Source organism: Faecalimonas sp. LCP19S3_D12 (assembly GCF_052121495.1).
Lineage (GTDB): Bacteria > Bacillota > Clostridia > Lachnospirales > Lachnospiraceae > Faecalimonas.
Genome location: NZ_JBQKED010000010.1, coordinates 21,754 through 39,422, shown reverse-complemented (window position 1 = coordinate 39,422; position 17,669 = coordinate 21,754). Strand labels below are relative to the sequence as shown.

The 17,669-nt window shown below is 40.5% G+C and carries 17 protein-coding genes and 1 riboswitch; of the genes, 14 read left to right on the top strand and 3 right to left on the bottom strand.

Going from position 1 to position 17,669, the window contains the following annotated elements:
* Positions 1 to 6: 6 nt before the first annotated feature.
* The 3 genes from ACTQXY_RS04560 to ACTQXY_RS04550 all read left to right on the top strand — a co-directional run bounded on the left by ACTQXY_RS04560 (position 7) and on the right by ACTQXY_RS04550 (position 3,431).
* The gene (locus ACTQXY_RS04560) at positions 7 to 1,182 is read left to right on the top strand and encodes a phosphoribosylaminoimidazolecarboxamide formyltransferase (RefSeq protein WP_441658481.1); all 1,176 of its coding nucleotides are present in this window, start codon (positions 7 to 9) and stop codon (positions 1,180 to 1,182) included.
* Positions 1,183 to 1,367: 185 nt separating this feature from the next.
* On the top strand, positions 1,368 to 2,714 hold the full coding sequence (gene glmM / locus ACTQXY_RS04555; protein WP_441658480.1) for a phosphoglucosamine mutase: 1,347 nt from the start codon (positions 1,368 to 1,370) through the stop codon (positions 2,712 to 2,714).
* 165 nt (positions 2,715 to 2,879) lie between these two features.
* A complete protein-coding gene (locus ACTQXY_RS04550; protein ID WP_441658479.1) occupies positions 2,880 to 3,431 on the top strand; it encodes a hypothetical protein in 552 nt (183 codons plus the stop codon).
* Positions 3,432 to 3,533: 102 nt separating this feature from the next.
* Here the strand turns inward: ACTQXY_RS04550 and ACTQXY_RS04545 are convergent, their stop codons facing one another.
* Positions 3,534 to 4,376, bottom strand: coding sequence for a YitT family protein (locus tag ACTQXY_RS04545; RefSeq protein ID WP_441658478.1), 843 nt, complete (start codon positions 4,374 to 4,376; stop codon positions 3,534 to 3,536).
* 121 nt (positions 4,377 to 4,497) lie between these two features.
* Here ACTQXY_RS04545 and eno point away from each other — a divergent pair, with 121 nt between their 5' ends.
* The 6 genes from eno to ACTQXY_RS04515 all read left to right on the top strand — a co-directional run bounded on the left by eno (position 4,498) and on the right by ACTQXY_RS04515 (position 9,633).
* Positions 4,498 to 5,802 carry a phosphopyruvate hydratase gene (gene eno / locus ACTQXY_RS04540; RefSeq protein WP_441658477.1) on the top strand — a complete coding sequence of 435 codons (1,305 nt, stop codon included), beginning with the start codon at positions 4,498 to 4,500 and terminating at the stop codon, positions 5,800 to 5,802.
* Positions 5,803 to 5,916: 114 nt separating this feature from the next.
* Positions 5,917 to 6,159: a preprotein translocase subunit SecG gene (gene secG, locus ACTQXY_RS04535; protein ID WP_022251032.1), complete on the top strand. Its 243-nt coding sequence runs from the start codon at positions 5,917 to 5,919 to the stop codon at positions 6,157 to 6,159.
* A gap of 112 nt (positions 6,160 to 6,271) precedes the next feature.
* Positions 6,272 to 8,440, top strand: a complete 2,169-nt coding sequence (gene rnr / locus ACTQXY_RS04530) for a ribonuclease R (protein ID WP_441658476.1) — start codon at positions 6,272 to 6,274, stop codon at positions 8,438 to 8,440.
* On the top strand, positions 8,406 to 8,873 hold the full coding sequence (gene smpB / locus ACTQXY_RS04525; RefSeq protein ID WP_441658475.1) for an SsrA-binding protein SmpB: 468 nt from the start codon (positions 8,406 to 8,408) through the stop codon (positions 8,871 to 8,873). The genes rnr and smpB overlap by 35 nt, the downstream gene beginning before the upstream one ends.
* Positions 8,874 to 8,885: 12 nt before the next feature.
* Positions 8,886 to 9,119 carry a hypothetical protein gene (locus ACTQXY_RS04520; RefSeq protein WP_004614891.1) on the top strand — a complete coding sequence of 78 codons (234 nt, stop codon included), beginning with the start codon at positions 8,886 to 8,888 and terminating at the stop codon, positions 9,117 to 9,119.
* Positions 9,120 to 9,132: 13 nt separating this feature from the next.
* Positions 9,133 to 9,633, top strand: coding sequence for a zinc-ribbon domain-containing protein (locus ACTQXY_RS04515; protein ID WP_441658474.1), 501 nt, complete (start codon positions 9,133 to 9,135; stop codon positions 9,631 to 9,633).
* A 31-nt stretch (positions 9,634 to 9,664) separates the two neighbouring features.
* On the opposite strand, the gene ACTQXY_RS04510 is transcribed toward ACTQXY_RS04515, so the two are convergent.
* A complete protein-coding gene (locus ACTQXY_RS04510; RefSeq protein WP_441658473.1) occupies positions 9,665 to 10,132 on the bottom strand; it encodes an NUDIX domain-containing protein in 468 nt (155 codons plus the stop codon).
* Positions 10,133 to 10,290: 158 nt separating this feature from the next.
* Between ACTQXY_RS04510 and ACTQXY_RS04505 the strand changes: the two genes are divergently transcribed.
* Positions 10,291 to 11,196 (top strand): EamA family transporter, encoded by a 906-nt coding sequence (locus tag ACTQXY_RS04505; RefSeq protein WP_441658472.1) that lies wholly within the window; start codon positions 10,291 to 10,293, stop codon positions 11,194 to 11,196.
* 9 nt (positions 11,197 to 11,205) lie between these two features.
* Here the strand turns inward: ACTQXY_RS04505 and ACTQXY_RS04500 are convergent, their stop codons facing one another.
* On the bottom strand, positions 11,206 to 11,355 hold the full coding sequence (locus ACTQXY_RS04500) for a hypothetical protein (protein ID WP_441658471.1): 150 nt from the start codon (positions 11,353 to 11,355) through the stop codon (positions 11,206 to 11,208).
* A 133-nt stretch (positions 11,356 to 11,488) separates the two neighbouring features.
* Positions 11,489 to 11,587: riboswitch (glycine riboswitch) on the top strand.
* Between the two features lie 87 nt (positions 11,588 to 11,674).
* Between ACTQXY_RS04500 and ACTQXY_RS04495 the strand changes: the two genes are divergently transcribed.
* The 4 genes from ACTQXY_RS04495 (at position 11,675) to ACTQXY_RS04480 (ending at position 17,647) form a co-directional block, all read left to right on the top strand.
* On the top strand, positions 11,675 to 13,036 hold the full coding sequence (locus ACTQXY_RS04495; protein WP_441658470.1) for an amino acid carrier protein: 1,362 nt from the start codon (positions 11,675 to 11,677) through the stop codon (positions 13,034 to 13,036).
* 83 nt (positions 13,037 to 13,119) lie between these two features.
* Positions 13,120 to 14,724 (top strand): aryl-sulfate sulfotransferase, encoded by a 1,605-nt coding sequence (locus tag ACTQXY_RS04490; RefSeq protein ID WP_441658469.1) that lies wholly within the window; start codon positions 13,120 to 13,122, stop codon positions 14,722 to 14,724.
* Between the two features lie 108 nt (positions 14,725 to 14,832).
* A complete protein-coding gene (locus ACTQXY_RS04485) occupies positions 14,833 to 15,732 on the top strand; it encodes an ATP-binding cassette domain-containing protein (protein WP_441658468.1) in 900 nt (299 codons plus the stop codon).
* Positions 15,707 to 17,647: a DUF6449 domain-containing protein gene (locus ACTQXY_RS04480; protein ID WP_441658467.1), complete on the top strand. Its 1,941-nt coding sequence runs from the start codon at positions 15,707 to 15,709 to the stop codon at positions 17,645 to 17,647. Before ACTQXY_RS04485 ends, ACTQXY_RS04480 begins: the two co-directional genes overlap by 26 nt.
* The last annotated feature ends 22 nt before the right edge of the window (positions 17,648 to 17,669 follow it).

The window sequence follows — 17,669 nt, the reverse complement described above, 5'->3', positions numbered from 1 at the left end:
AGACAGATGAAAGAATTAGAATTAAAATATGGATGTAATCCGAATCAGAAACCATCCAAGATCTATATGGAGAATGGGGAACTTCCAATCAAAGTATTGTGTGGGAGACCGGGATATATCAACTTTTTAGATGCATTTAACGGCTGGCAGTTAGTGAGAGAATTGAAGAAGGCAACCGGACTTCCGGCGGCAACTTCTTTCAAACACGTATCACCTGCAGGAGCAGCAGTTGGACTTCCATTAGATGAGACATTGGCAAAAATCTATTGGGTAGACGACATGGGAGAACTTTCACCACTTGCGTGCGCATATGCAAGAGCAAGAGGCGCGGACAGAATGTCTTCTTTCGGAGATTTTATTTCTCTGTCAGATGTGTGTGATGTTGCAACCGCAAAATTAATTAAACGCGAGGTATCAGACGGTGTCATCGCACCAGGATATGAACCGGAAGCGTTAGAAGTTTTAAAACAGAAGAAAAAAGGAAATTATGCGATCATTGAGATTGATCCAAATTACGAGCCGGCTCCAATCGAACATAAAGAAGTGTTCGGAATTACATTTGAACAGGGAAGAAATGAGCTTGTGATTGATGATGAATTATTATCGAATGTTGTGACAGAGAATAAAGAAATTACAGAACAAGCAAAAATTGACCTTGCAATTGCTTTAATTACATTAAAATATACACAGTCAAATTCTGTATGCTATGCAAAAGATGGTCAGGCAATTGGTATCGGTGCCGGGCAGCAGTCACGTATCCACTGTACACGTCTTGCTGGACAAAAAGCAGATAACTGGTGGCTTCGTCAGTCTCCACAGGTACTGGGACTTCAGTTCGTAGACAGCATTGGAAGAGCAGACAGAGACAATTCGATTGATTTATATATCGGAGATGAATATGGAGATGTACTTGCAGAAGGAACATGGCAGAATATCTTCAAAGTAAAACCGCCGGTATTTACAAGAGAAGAAAAACGTGCATGGTTAGATAAGCTGGAAGATGTAGCATTAGGCTCAGATGCGTTCTTCCCATTTGGAGATAATATCGAACGTGCTCACAAGAGCGGTGTGAAATATATTGCGCAGCCGGGAGGATCCGTTCGTGACGACAATGTAATCAGCACATGTGACAAATATAATATGGCGATGGCGTTTACAGGAATTCGTTTGTTCCATCATTAATTTAAATTGTTAAATTGGGGACGTAGTAAAATTGAATTTTACTACGTCCCCAATTGACATTAGCCCTGTCCCTTTTTGAAAAAAGTAGTTGTATATTTTATGGCATGAGTATATAATAAAAAAGGTTGGAAAACTGATTGTGCAAAAAAAGCGGTGAATAAGCCAAATTTATGGAGGGAATTAATATGGGAAAATATTTTGGAACAGACGGATTTCGCGGAGAAGCAAATGTGGTTCTGACAGTAGAGCATGCTTTTAAAGTAGGTAGATTTCTAGGATGGTATTATGGTCAGGAGCATAAAGCGAGAGTTGTCATCGGAAAAGATACAAGAAGAAGCAGTTATATGTTTGAGGACGCTCTGTCGGCAGGGCTTACTGCATCCGGTGCAGATGTGTATCTTTTGCATGTAACGACAACACCGAGTGTTTCATATGTGACACGTACAGAAGATTTCGATTGTGGAATTATGATTTCCGCAAGCCACAATATTTTCTATGATAATGGAATTAAAGTCATCAATGCAAAAGGACATAAATTGGAAGCAGAAATAGAAGAAAAAATTGAGTCATATATTGATGGAACATGGGGAGAGATTCCATACGCAACACGTGATGCGATTGGACGTACGGTAGACTATTCGGCTGGAAGAAATCGCTATATTGGACATTTGATCGCGATGGCAACACGTTCTTTCAAAGATAAACGTGTGGGACTGGATTGTTCAAACGGAAGTGCATCTTCTATTGCGAAAAGTGTATTTGATGCGTTGGGAGCTAAGACATACGTGATCAACAGCGAGCCGGATGGAACGAACATCAATAGAAACTGTGGCTCTACACATATTCATGTATTGCAGGAGTTTGTGAAAGAAAAGAAATTAGATGTAGGTTTTGCTTACGATGGAGATGCGGACAGATGTCTTGCGGTAGATGAAAATGGTAATGAAGTTGATGGGGATCTTATTCTCTACGTATGCGGAAAATATTTGAAAGAACAGGGAAGACTGAACAATGATACAATTGTGACGACAATCATGTCAAACCTGGGATTATATAAAGCATGTGATAAAGCTGGAATCAAATATGAAAAGACTGCAGTTGGAGATAAATATGTATATGAGAACATGGTGCAGAACAACCATTGTCTCGGAGGAGAGCAGTCAGGACATATTATTTTCAGCAAATATGCGACAACAGGTGATGGTATCTTAACTTCGTTGCTGTTGATGGAAGTTATGCTGGAAAAGAAACAGACACTTGCAAAGCTAACAGAAGAAGTGAAGATTTATCCACAGCTTTTGAAAAATGTAAGAGTATCTGATAAAAAGACAGCAAGAGAAAATGCAGAAGTCGTAAAGGCAGTGGAAGCAGTGACGGAGGCACTTGGAAATGATGGACGTATTTTGGTACGTGAAAGTGGAACAGAGCCGGTAATTCGTGTGATGGTGGAAGCATCTACAGATGAACTGTGTGAAAAATATGTAAATCAGGTTGTTGAGGTAATGCATCAGCAAGGACTGATTGTAGGATAAGTCAGAAGAGGGAAAGTAGCGATTCATAGAAGTAGCTGCTTTCCCTAAAATTATCTCTACATAATAACAAATTAATATTTAATATATTGATATATTGTTTGTTGGGTGATAATATAAAAAATAAAAACAGATTTAGAAAACCATTGGTTAAAGGAGAGGATAACTATGAAAAAACAAGAGTTACAACGTGCTAGAAAGAAAGATATTGTTATTTTAATTGTTGTGGTTATAGCTTCAGGAATATTTTCATATTTTTTCCGCAACATGTTTTTGGAAAGATTTAAAATTCCATTTATATTTTTGTGGGTAGTTTTACTCTTTGAGCCTGTTTTTGTTTCATATTTGGAAAGTAGAGATCAAGATCCCTTTGTTACTGGCAAAACAGAGCGGCTGGGGGTGGTAAATAGTTTCACTACCGCAGCTGTTGCAATAGGAATTGCTTCAAAGTGGTTTTGGGGCTGGCTGATCACTTCGATTGTAGTTGCTGTTTGTATGTTTGCTGCAAGGGAGTTAGGGAGAAAAAAGCGTGGAAGATTAGAAGAGAAGTACTTGATGAAAAATGGAGTTCTTCTCACAGATTTGCATAATTATGGAATGGCATCTATAGATGGGAAAGATGTCAAGGTATGTTCAAAGAAAGATTTGAAAAAGGGAACTGCCATTACAATTTCGGAAATCAAAGGAACTTATTTATATGTAAAAGAAAATGAAAGTTGAGAAAGATTTTTGAGACGATGAAAAGTCTGTAAATAAGATATTCTATAATAATGAAGGGCGAAAGACTTGAGAAAAACAAGCTTTTCGCCCTTGCTTTATTTATTATACGTTATGAAATCCTTTTCCGATAATCTCACTTGTGTTAGAAATCAAAATGAATGCGCCAGGCTCTTGCTGCTTAATAAAATTACGAAGCTTAATAGCCTGTTGGCGGTTCAGTGCAGTAAAAATAATATAGCGGTGCTCACCGGAAAATGCACCCTGAGCATCCACAATCGTTGCACTTCTCATCAAATCATGTGTGATGAAGTCACAAATGGGTTCGGGATGGCTGCATACAACATTGAAATATTTTGAAAGATTAAAACTTTCGATAAAGTTATCAATCATAAAAGAGCGAATAGACAATCCAAGCAAAGAATATAGACCGGTTTTAATGTCAAAAATAAAGAAACCGGCAATGGTAAATGCCAAATCTGTCAAAAGCAATGCTCGTCCGATGTTGATGCTCGTATATTTTTTAAAAATCGCAGCAATGACATCTGTACCACCACTGGAAGAACCAATGTTAAAAAGTACAGCAGAGCTGAATGCGGGAAGTGCGATTGCAAAGGCAAGTTCCAGCATCGGCTGATCTGTCAGCGGATGGGACATAGGAAAAATACGCTCCAGTAATGATAAAAGCACTGAGAGTAAAATACTACAGTAAGCAGTAGTCAGTGCAAATGTTTTACCGAGAACGATAAGTCCAATCAGTAAAAGGAGCATGTTCATAATAAAGGTAAAATCACTGGCGGACATCACGCCGGTTTTGGCAACTAAAACAGCAAGACCTGTAATGCCTCCGAATGTGAAATTGTTGGCAAATTTGAAAAAGTAAATTCCGATTGCCATCACAAATATACTTCCAGTCAACAGGAAAAAGGATTTTGATTTTTCTCTCATTTGATGTTTTCTCCGTATTCTATTTCTATTCATACGAATTGTAACGCTAGAAACATGAAAAGTCAACGCATTAGAGTGCATAATATGGTAACAATAGAAATAGAAGAGGAGGGAGATAAAAATGAACAGATATTTGGCGATTACAGACGTATACGCAAGAGAAATATTAGATTCCAGAGGGAATCCTACAATAGAAGTAGAAGTTTTGGCGGGAGATGAGTTCCTGGGGAGGGCAGCAGTGCCGTCAGGAGCATCTACCGGACAATACGAAGCTGTGGAACTGCGAGATAGAGAGGAGAGGTATGGCGGACTCGGAGTACAACGGGCGGTGGATCATGTCAACACAAAGCTTGCACAGGCGGTCATTGGTCTGAATGTATTCGATCAGGCACATTTGGATCAAGTGCTTTTAAAAACGGATGGGACACAAAACAAGAGTAATATGGGAGCGAATGCGTTGCTTGGGGTTTCGATGGCTGCTGCGAGAACAGCGGCAAAAGCGTTGCGGATTCCGCTTTATGCCTATCTTGGAGGAGTCAATGCGAAAAAAATGCCGGTTCCGATGATGAATATTTTAAATGGAGGACGGCACGCAGATAATACGATTGATTTTCAAGAATTTATGATCATGCCGGTCGGTGCGTGTTGCTTTCGAGAGGCACTTCGGATGTGTTCAGAAATTTATCACGCGTTAAAGGCATTGCTAAAAGAGCAGGGGTACAGTACAGCGGTGGGAGATGAAGGTGGATTTGCACCTGATTTTAAAGATGCAAAAGAAGCATTACAGTTTATTGTAAATGCGGTAAGAAAAGCAGGATATGAGCCGAGAAAGGATATTGTGATCGCATTGGATGCGGCTGCGACAGAGTTCTACAACAAAGATTTTAAAAAATATGTATTTGAAGGAGAAGGAAAAATGCGGGGCGGTCAGGTAATTCGTTCCGTGGAGGAGATGATTGATTATTATGAGGAACTGATTATGGAATTTCCAATCATGTCTATTGAAGATCCGCTTGATGAAGAAGACTGGGAAGGATGGGAACTTTTGACGACAAGACTTGGAAGAGACGTGCAGCTTGTTGGAGATGATCTGTTTGTCACTAACACAAAGCGCCTTTCGCGTGGGATTGAACAGAAGGTAGCAAATGCGATTCTTGTAAAAGTGAACCAGATTGGGACACTGACAGAGGCATTTGAGGCAATTGAAATGGCGAAAAATGCGGGATATAAGACAATCATTTCCCACCGGTCGGGAGAGACAGAGGACAGCATCATAGCGGATATTGCTGTTGCATTTCAGTCAGGACAGATTAAGACAGGGGCACCTTGCCGGTCGGAGCGTGTGGCAAAATATAATCAGCTGCTTAGAATAGAAGAACATCTTGGCAATGTGTCATGTTACGAAGATCCATTTAAGCGCTTTTAAGGTGACAGAACAGTAACCTTTTAATAAAAAATATACGAAATCCAATCGAAACGCTTGCAGAATGAACAAACATATGGTAAAATAAGTATGTTATTTATTCAGGAGGTGTGTAAAATGGATATTTTAAAAACAGTATTGATGATTTTATTTGCAATAGATTGTATCGTATTGACTGCGATCGTATTACTTCAAGAGGGAAAGTCAGCAGGACTGGGGACAATCAGCGGTGCTGCAGAAAGCTATTGGGGACAGAATAAAGGACGTTCTATGGAAGGCGCTCTTGTAAAATCTACGAAGTTTGCAGCTGTATTATTTATCGTATTGGCAGCAGTATTGAATTTGAAAGTATTTGCTTAATCATATACGGGCGAATGAGATTTGCGAAACACTCTTATTGATATAAGAGTGTTTTTTTTACACTGTGCAGAAGGAAGCAGTTGCTTTAGACTAGAAAGACAAAGGAGAGAGAATGGATCAGACATTTGAAAAACGAAAAAAATTAATTTATGATTTTATTTGTGATGAATTTTATGTGCCGATGAAGCTGAAAGAACTTGCGGTCTTACTGCAAGTACCGAAGGATCAGAGAAAAGAACTGAAAGCGATTATGGATTCGCTGGAAGCGGAAGGCAAGGTACATGTATCTAAAAAAGGGAAGTATACCAAGGGAGAGGCAAAGCGCATCGTAGGGACTTATCAGGCTCATGCGAGAGGATTTGGCTTTGTTGCGGTAGAAGGGGAAGACGATGATATTTTTATATCAGAAGATGATACAAATGGAGCTTTTCATGGGGATCAGGTTGAAGTGACGATCAAATCGGCACCAGATGGAAAGAGACGGGAAGGAAAGGTTGTGCGGATTTTATCGCATGGTACGACAAGGCTTGTTGGATATTTTCAGAAGAATAAAAATTTTGGCTTTGTCGTTCCGGACAATCAGAGGTTTATCAAGGACGTATTCGTGCCGTTAGAGCGCTCGAAAGGAGCAGTCACGGGACACAAAGTAGTTGTGGAACTTACGAAATATGGGGGAGACAATAAAAAGCCGGAAGGAAAGATTGTGGAGATTATCGGGCATGTCAATGATCCGGGGACAGATATTATGTCCATTGTAAAAGGGTACGATCTTCCAATTGAATTTCCGGAAAAGGTGTTGAATCAGGCAGAGCGTGTGGCAAAAGATGTCAGTACGGCAGACATGGCAGGGAGAATGAATATCCGTGACTGGCAGATGGTGACGATTGACGGAGAAGATGCAAAAGATTTGGACGATGCGATCTCCCTGACGAAAGAGGGAGAGAACTATAAACTGGGAGTGCATATTGCGGATGTGACAAACTATGTACAGGAAAAAAGCGCGCTGGATCGCGAGGCTTACAAAAGAGGTACAAGTGTGTATCTTGTGGACAGAGTGATTCCGATGCTCCCTCATATACTTTCTAATGGAATCTGTTCTTTGAATGAAGGAGAAGATCGTTTGGCATTGAGCTGTATTATGACTATCAATGACAAGGGAAATGTAGTAGACTATAAGATAGCGGAGACAGTTATTTGTGTCGACCGCCGAATGACATATACGAGCGTGAAAAAGATTCTGGAAGAACAGGATGAGGAAGAATGCAAAAAGTATGAAGAATTTGTACCGATGTTTCAGATGATGGAGAAAGTAGCGGGAATTTTACGCGAAAAGCGAAAAAAAAGAGGCTCTATTGATTTTGATTTTCCGGAGACAAAGATGGTTCTGGATGAGCAGGGTAAACCGATTGAGCTGAAACCATATGACAGGAACGTGGCGACAAAGATTATTGAAGACTTTATGCTGCTTGCCAATGAGACGGTGGCAGAACATTATTTTTGGCAGGAGATTCCGTTTGTTTACCGGACACATGAACAGCCGGATGAAGAAAAGATTCAAAAGTTGGCGATTTTTATTAATAATTTTGGGCACTCTATGCACATTGCAAACAATGCAGTTCGTCCAAAAGAGATTCAAAAGCTGCTTGTAAAAGTAGAGGGGACGAACGAGGAGGCATTGATCAGCCGACTGGCGCTTCGATCTATGAAGCGGGCAAAATATACACCGGAAAACACTGGACATTTTGGTTTGGCTACAACGTATTACTGCCACTTCACGTCGCCGATCAGGCGGTATCCGGATCTGCAGATCCATCGCATCATCAAGGAAGATTTGCGGGGGAGAATGAATGAGAATCGACGTGAGCATTACGAGAAGATTCTTCCGGAAGTGACGAAACAGTGCAGCGAGAGAGAACGTCTGGCAGAAGAGGCAGAAAGAGAGACGATCAAGTTAAAGAAAGTTGAGTATATGGAGGAGCATATCGGCGAAGTATTCGAGGGTGTGATTTCCAGCATTACCAAATGGGGAATCTATGTGGAACTGCCAAACACGATTGAAGGTCTTGTCCATGTAACTAATATGCATGATGATCATTATGATTATATAGAAGAACGATTTGAGATGGTCGGAGAGCATACACGGAAAGTCTACAAACTTGGACAGACTGTATATATTGTGGCAACAGGGACAGATCGGCTTCAACGGACGATTGATTTTGAATTCGTAGAAAAAGAAGAGGTGGATTATGGCAAAAGAACAGGGGAAACTAATTGCGAATAACAAAAAAGCGTATCATGATTATTTTATACTGGACACATACGAGGCGGGAATTTCTCTGCATGGGACTGAAGTAAAGTCCCTTCGCATGGGAAAATGCAGCATCAAAGAAGCATTTATCCGTATTGAAAACGAGGAAGTGTTTGTCTATGGAATGCATATCAGTCCTTATGAAAAAGGAAATATTTTCAATAAAGATCCGCTGCGGGTGAGAAAGCTATTGCTTCACAGAGCAGAGATTAATAAAATTACAGGAAAGATCAAAGAAAATGGAATGGCGCTTGTCCCGCTGAAGGTGTACTTTAAAGGAAGTCTTGTAAAAGTCGAGATCGGTCTTGCAAAAGGAAAGAAACTTTATGATAAACGGAACGATATTGCAAAGAAAGATCAGCAAAGAGAAGCACAGAGAGACTTTAAGATCAGAAATTTGGATTAGGAGGATATAGATATGGTACCAAGAACAAAGGAAGAACTCAGTAAACTGGTGACGGAGGCGACTGTTGAGACATACGAGGAACTGACGCCGCAATTGATACAGCTGATTGATCAGACAAAGCACAACGAGAATCTGACGGAAGCACAGAAGCAGGATGAGATTTCGCTTCATATGTTGGGATATGTGAAATCTTGTACGAATGAGATCATCATTGATGTTCTGGCAGAAATATTAGGACTTGACTAAGGAGGAAGATGCTATGAGATATTGTGTGAAATGCGGAAGACAGGTAGAGGACAGTATGAATTTTTGTCCGTCATGTGGTGCACAGATTCCAAAAGAAGAGACACATCATACATATGAGTACGGTAATGGTCAATATACGCAGAATCAGACAGAGCAGCGCGATTTCAGAGAACAAACTGTTAAGGAGGAGGGGACAGACAGAGTGCTGGCAGTGCTTGCATATTTGGGACTGCTGGTGTTTGTGCCGATTTTGTCGGGAAGTAAATCAGAATTTGTCAGATTCCATGCGAACCAGGGACTTGTGCTTTTTATCTGTAGTGTATTGTGGAATGCATTGGACTGGATTTTATCGCGTTTTGTATGGTTCATGGATGTTGGGATTATCTCTTTGGGAGATCTCTTAGGTATTGTAAATTTGGTACTTGTTGTACTTGCAGTCATCGGAATTGTGAATGCATGTAAGAGCAAAAAAGAAGAATTACCGTTTATCGGAAACATTGTTTTGTTCCAATAAAAGAAAAAGGGTAAGAGGAGCCGGGCAGCCGTTATACAGGCTGTCCGTTTAATTTTGCCTCAACTAAAACGTCACTTTCATAGCGAAGCTTCAGTGAAAAAAATGGAGTGTTTTCAGCGATCAGGCGGTGAAAGATCCGATCTCCTTCCCAGAGATTCAGCTGATAGATATCTTTTTTGGGAACCCATTCTAAAGTGCCCTCATCACAGGAAATTATCTCACCTTCGTAGCCGTCAGCAGTATAGAGACACATATATTCAGCGTGTCCGACTTTGTCTGAAATGAATGTGACAATTCCCCGGAATTGATAAGAAGTCAAAGTAAGACCGGTCTCTTCTTTTACTTCACGTAAAAGACATTCATCGGGTGTTTCGTCTTTCTCAAAATGCCCTCCCACACCAATCCATTTGTCTTTATTGACATCATTTTTCTTGGAAACACGGTGCAGCATCAGATAGCAGTCATCTTTTTCTATGTAGCATAAAGTTGTCATTTCCATAATTAGTTTCACCTCCTTGAGATAGTCTGTCAGGATTACTTTACCATGAATTTTTAAACCCAACAATTATATATTGAAAAAATTTTCCGCGCAATGCAGTTGTGACCGTACAAAAATTTTGATAGAATTGTAGTGGAAAAGAATGGGGGAAGAGAAAAATGAATCATATGCAAAGAAGAGAGCAGTTAAGAGGAATTGCATTGACAATTATTGGAGGAATATTTTGGGGACTTGCAGGTGTTTGCGGACAGTATTTGTTTGAAGAGCGGGGATTGACCGCAAAGTGGCTTGTAAGTGTGCGGCTTGTGCTGGCCGGACTGATATTGCTTCTGACGGTTTGGGCAAAACAAAAAAAGCAGATGTTTGAAATATGGCGCGAAAAAAGAGATGTATTTCAGCTTATAATGTTTGGAATATTTGGGATGGCATTCTGTCAATTGAGTTATTATGTGGCGGTGGAGACATCAAATGCCGGAACCGCAACAGTTCTGCAGTATACGGCGCCAATCATTATTATGTTGTACGTTTCTGTTCGCAATAAAAAAGTACCGCAGAGAATTGAGATGCTGGCGCTGGTTCTGGCTGTCGGAGGAACATTCCTGCTTGCAACACATGGAAATATCACGAATCTTGCCATCTCTACGGAGACTTTAGTATGGGGACTTGCCTCAGCGGTGGCAATGGCGCTTTATAATCTGATCCCGGGAGAATTGATGAAAAAGTTTGGAACATTCAATGTAATTGGATGGGGAATGCTGATTGGAGGAATCTTTTTATGTGTATTTATAAAGCCTTGGCATGTGATCGGCGTGTGGGATATCTATACAGTGCTGGCAACGGCGGCGGTAATTTTGGTTGGAACAATTTTGTCCTTTACAACATATATGGAAGGTGTTCGATTAATTGGGGCATCTAAGGCAAGTCTGTTTGCGTCTGTGGAGCCTGTGACAGCCACATTTATGACTGTGGTGTTTATGGGAGCAGCGTTTCAATTTGTAGACTTTATTGGTCTGGCAGGTATATTGGGGGCAGTTCTTATGTTGTCCTTACTGAAAAAAGAATAGCTGGAAAATTTACTCTGATTTGTTTGTAAAAGCAGTACGGAATTCTTTTTTATCGCTGTGCTGCATGGCAGACAGACGTTGTTTGGCGATTTTGCCTGTCTTTCCGGAAAAATGATAGCAGCTATAATTTGTTGTAGTTGCTGTTTTTTTTGTATTCATGATGAGATAATCCTTTCTTAAAATTTATATATAGTGTTACCGAAAAATATAAATTTATAACAAAGCTGTCTTTCTAAGAAAAACAGTTGTATTTTTGACGAAGATATGTTAAAGTCTTAGTTGTATAAAAAATTAAAAAAACTCTGGAGAGTCTCAAATATTAGAGCGCCGAAGGTGTACGGCAGATAGAAATGTCTGTTAATCTCTCAGGCAAAAGGACAGGGCAAATGTATGAATTTCAAAGGCCGGTCAAATGACTGGTCTTTCGCTTTGTTTAGGACATATCCGAGTGAGTATGGAATGAGCAGGAGGTTTTTAAATGGAAGCAGTAACAGAAGTAGTGAGTAAGGCGAGTGATTATTTGTGGAATGTCATTTTGATTATTTTGCTTTGCGGAACCGGGATTTATTTTACAATCCGATTGAAGTTTATCCAGATCAGGAAATTTGGTGAAGGGTTTAAACTGGTATTTGGAAATATTTCTCTGAAAGGAGAAAAAGGGAAAAACGGCGAAATGACAACATTTCAATCGCTGGCAACGGCAATTGCGGCTCAGGTCGGGACAGGTAATCTGGCGGGGGCGGCGACAGCGCTGATCGGAGGCGGCCCTGGTGCTATTTTCTGGATGTGGGTAAGTGCCTTCTTTGGAATGTCCACAATCTATGCCGAGGCGACTTTGGCACAACAGTACAAAGTCCAAAAAGACGGAGAGGTGACAGGCGGACCGGTTTACTACATACGGGCAGCATTTAAAGGGACATTTGGAAAAGCGCTGGCGGCAATTTTTGCAATTCTGATCGTACTGGCGCTTGGATTTACAGGAAATATGGTACAGTCCAACTCCATTGGAGCAGCGTTTTCGGAAGTGTTTTCAGCGAGAAATATTGAGATTCCGTCAATTGTGTTTGGACTGATTCTGGCAGCGGTCATTGGATTTATCTTTCTTGGAGGAGTTAATCGTCTCGCGTCAGTGGTGGAAAAGATTGTTCCGATCATGGCGGGAATTTATATTGTGGGAAGTTTAGTCCTGATTCTCATGAATATTACGGCGCTTCCGGGAGCAATTAAGATGATTTTTGTCGGAGCATTTAATCCGGAGGCGGTAGTTGGCGCAGGTGCAGGTATTGCAGTGCGGGAAGCAATACGTTTTGGTGTTGCAAGAGGATTGTTCTCGAATGAGGCAGGTATGGGATCTACCCCTCATGCACATGCGAGAGCAAAAGTGGAGAATCCGCATAAACAGGGACTTGCGGCGATGATCAGTGTATTCATTGACACATTTATCATTTTGAACTTAACGGTATTTTCTATTTTGACAACCGGTGTGCTGGACAGCGGAAAAGAAGGAACAGCCCTGACACAGGCAGCGTTCACAAAAGGGTTCGGAAATTTTGGAGATATTTTTGTGGCAGTGTGTTTGCTGTTTTTCGCATTCTCCACGATTCTTGGATGGCATTTTTTTGGAGAGGTCAATGTCAAGTATCTGTTTGGAGAGAAGGCAGCAAAATTTTATTCGATTCTTGTAATCGGGTTCGTAATCGTCGGTTCTACTTTAAAGGTACAGCTTGTGTGGTCTCTTTCAGACTTCTTTAACGGTTTGATGGTTATTCCGAATGCGATTGCCCTGTGGGCTCTGAGTGGAGTTGTTGTAAAGATATGTAAACAATACGGTAAAAAATAGAAATTCACAAAAGAAACATAAAAAACACAAAGATACCTCACATTTTTTCTATAAACTATTGATAGAAGAAAGTGAGGTATTTTATGTCCGGAAAAGTAAAAGGTATATTGGCGGTAATTGTTTTGATGGGGATTGGTCTTGGGGCAAGATGGATGATACATGATGATTCTGCGGTGCAGGAAAGTAGTCTGTCGGAAGAAGAGACAGAGAAAAAGAAAAAAATAAATGCAGTTTACAATACAGAGAATCAAGCAGAAATCAAGGAAGATTTGGAACGGTTAAAACAGGAGCAGACCTATACGCAAGATAATATGCTTATAAAATACAATCCGTTTGGAACCAATACACAGTCTTTGTATGTGTACTTTGAGACTGAGAATCCAGCGCAGATATCGTATACGATTCATGTGGCGGATAGTTCGATCGAAGATTTCACAAGAACATGCTATCAGGAGTCGGAGATGCAGACACAGCATGAACTTCAAGTGACTGGACTGATACCTGATTTGGAAAATGAGATTACATTTACGATTGCCTATGAAGATGGAACTGTGGAAGAAAAAACAGTTTCTTATGAGATGGGAAGTATTCTTGGGACGGAGAAAGTACAGCTTAGTCAGGAGGAGGGAGAGAGTCAGGAAGCATTGGAAGATGGACTTTATGTAGTTCTTGGAAATGACAGTGAAGCGTTGGATTTTATGTATTACTATGACAATAACGGAGTGCTTAGAGGCGAGGTGCCGATTCTTGGATATCGCAGTCACAGGTTATTGTTTGAAGATGACAAGATGTATTACAGCATCTCGGAGACCAAGATGGCGCAGGTTGATCGACTTGGTCAGGTTACGAATGTATATGATTTGGGGCAGTATAAACTTCATCACGACTATGTGTTTGATGATAATGGAGATCTTTTGATCCTTGCGTCAGATTCAAAGGGAGATAGTGTTGAGGATATGGTGATAAAATTAAACATATCTACAGGAGATGTGGAAAAAGTATTGGATCTTGGAGAACTATTTCCAGATTACAAAGCAAGTTGTGTGGAGAACACAGATGGTGAATTAGACTGGATGCACATCAATACAATACAGTGGCTTGGAGATGAAGAGGTGATATTGAGTTCCAGAGAGACTTCTGCCATTTTAAAAATTACAGATTTGTATGAAGAACCGAAAGTGGATTACATGATAGGAGTTGAAGATTTTTGGAAAGATACAGCTTATGCGGAACTGCTGCTGGAAAAGAATGGAGAGTTTGTAAGTCAGGGTGGTCAGCATGCGGTCACCTATGTAGAAGATGCCGGATTGCCGGACGGACAATATTACCTGTATATGTTCAATAATAATATTGGAGTGAGCCAGTCAAGACCAGAGTATGATTGGGCAGAAGTGATTGAAAATGTGCAGTCGAAACCATATGAAGGGACTACATCCATGTATTATAAATATCTGGTGGATGAAAATGCAGGTACTTATGAACTGGTGGATTCTTTTGATGTGCCATATTCCGGATATGTCAGCAGTGTACAGGACATGGAGCACAATACAGTTGTAGACTCAGGATTTGCGGGGATTTTTGGAGAGTATGATGAGGAACATCAGTTGATCAGACAATTTACGATGGAAAAAGAGAAGTTTATTTATCGAGTGTTTAAATATGATTTTGAAGGATACTATTTTTCGTAGTATCCTTTTCTTATGATTTACTTAGGAATTCCTTAAAGGCTGTCGGAGCGGTTGAGAAAAATATTTTGTTATTTTATAATGGTGGAAAATGCGAAGGAGGGGAAGAAAATGATACAGTTGAGCAACATCAGTAAGAAATTTGGTGAGATACAGGCGGTTGAGGGGATATCGCTTATGATTCCGGATGGGAGTGTGTTTGGACTGCTTGGAAGTAACGGCGCCGGAAAGAGCACACTGCTTCGTATGATGGCTGGGATTCTAAAAGAAGATGCTGGTGAAATTTTAGTGGATGGAGATGTTGTCTTTGACAATCCAGAGGTAAAACAGAATTTGTTTTATCTGTCAGATGCCCCGTATTACTTTTCGAATGCCACGCTGCAGACAATGAAAGAATTTTATCAGACTCTATATCCGCAGTTTGATCAGGATGGGTTTGAGATGTTGATCAGGCAGTTTAACCTGAATGAGAACAAACGGATTCGAACTTTTTCCAAAGGAATGAAGCGTCAGGCATTTATTATTCTGGCGATCTGTTCCAATGCAAAATATATTTTGTGCGATGAGGTATTTGACGGACTGGATCCGATTGTCTCAAAAGTGGTAAAAGATTTATTTCGACAGGAACGAAAGATGCGGAAAATGACTTTGGTTATGGCGTCTCATGACTTAAAGGAGCTGGAAGATTTTTGCGATTCCATAGGAATTATACATAAAGGAGACTTGCTGCATTCGAGTGAGATTCGAAAAGAAGCAAGCGATATGCACAAGATACAGTGTGTGTTTGAACAAGATGAGGAAGCATTTTTGCGAGAACATCTTCATATTGTCCGATATGCGAGAACAGGAAACTTTGTGACAATGGTAGTGAAAGGAGAAAAAGAAGCGATCATGCAAAAGATTCAGGAAAAGACTCCGGTTTGGTGTGAGACGATTCCATTGTCTATTGAGGAGATTTTTCTGTGTAATATGGAGGGGGTAGATTATGACATCAGCAAAGTTATTTTCTAAGTTTTGCAAAGAGAACCGGAGACAAAAAGGGTGGCTTTGGATATTGAGCGGACTTATTTTTACGGTGTTTACTTTTACGTTTTTTATGCAGGATGTTCTGATGGACAGCGATGAGATGTGTTTTGGGTTGTATAACACGAAGATGATGTGGATCACACTCGCCGTGGCGGTTATGATCGCATTTCAGGGATATGGATTTTTGCTGCAGGCAAAGACGGTTGATTTTTACTATAGTCTTCCGGTCAAGCGAAGTTATCTATTCTGGGGAAATTATCTGAATGGGATTTGGGTGTATCTGATCCCAATGTTAATCAGTCAGCATATCTGCTTTTTTATGGTATGTGGGTTAGGAAAAGAGGGATGGAACGAGCTGACAGGATATTTACTTTGGGGAATTTTGGTCCATGTGCTTGCGTTCTTTTTCTTCTATCATCTTGCAATTATGGCGATTTATCTGGCTGGGAATATGTTTGGAGCAGTGGGAATTTTTGTGCTGCTACTATATTGTGTTCGGATTGTGATAGATAATCTTCTGTTACCGCTGTGTGGAAAGTGCTTCGAGACATTTTATCAGATTGATATGATCAATCGGATGCGAACATATGGGATTCCATGGGAACTGTACAGTGGTCTAAATGGATTATACCGCAAGATGTCAGTCAATAAATATGCCTATGCGGTAGAATGGTCAGAAATTGTGACGATTGTGTTGTGGAATATATTGATTTTGGCAGTATGTGTTATCTTACAGAAAAAAAGAACCGCCGAGAGTACGGGAGCGCCGGTGGCATTTTTTAGAATCGAGAGAGTGCTCCATGTAGTGATTGATATTTCGGTCGGACTGTTAGTGGGGAATCTTTTGATTACGTTTGCATCAGGAACATATCAGCTCATCGCAGGTGCTGCAGGGTGCGTAGCTGGAAGTATATGTTCTTATCTTCTGTTGGAAATGGCGTTTCGTATGCGGTTAAAGGTCAGATTCAGGCAGAAGGGCTTGATTGCGGCTGAGGGAATTGTAGCGACGGCAATTGTGCTTGGATTTTTTGCAGGAAAGAATTCATATGATACATATTTGCCGAAGACAGAGAAAATTGCGTCCGTGGGAATCAGCCTGAGAGGCGTGGATGAAAAAGAAGACTACTCTTTTACGGAGGAGCGTCTTCGGAACGTGCGTTTGACAAAAAAGGATGATATTGAGAAACTGCATACATGGATTGAAGAGCGATTGCTTACTCAGAAAAATGATGGGCAGTTGACAGATGTGACAATCGCATATCATTTGGAGAATGGGAAAGTAATATATCGAAATTATCCGATTGCTGATGTGAGTCAGATTGAAGCATTTGATCCAATTTACACGAAGAAGGACTATAAAAACGGAATCTACAGCGTGCTTTCCTATACAGATTATGAAAATCTTGAACTTACGTGGACCAATCAGGTAGAGAATATGACATTGAACATTTCTCCTGATGAGACGAAAAAACTGATGGAGACATATAGCGAGGAATTGACGGCTTTGGATATTAGGACTTTGGAGAAAGAACTTCCGGTAGGGAAACTTTTGGTGACGGACGGAGAGTTTGGCAATGAGACGAGTGCATATTTATATCCAAGCTTCGAAAAGACACTTACGCTTCTTGAAAAGTATCAGATTCCGGCAAAGAAAAAGATTAGTGAATATGAGATTGCAAAAATCGAAGTGACAGAGCTGCGGGAAGGAACAAAAGTGACACAGAAGCGAGACACATATACCGAACCGGAGGAAATCAAACAGATTGCAGAAAAACTTGTGTATCAGGGATATGCAATTCAGCCGGTATTGAATCCGGTGGATACAGAAACAAAAGTGGAAGTGAAATTTCAAAATAATAGTAGGGAGACAGTGTATACAGTAGATTATTATATCAAGTAAAGTCAATTGGGGGCGTAGTAAA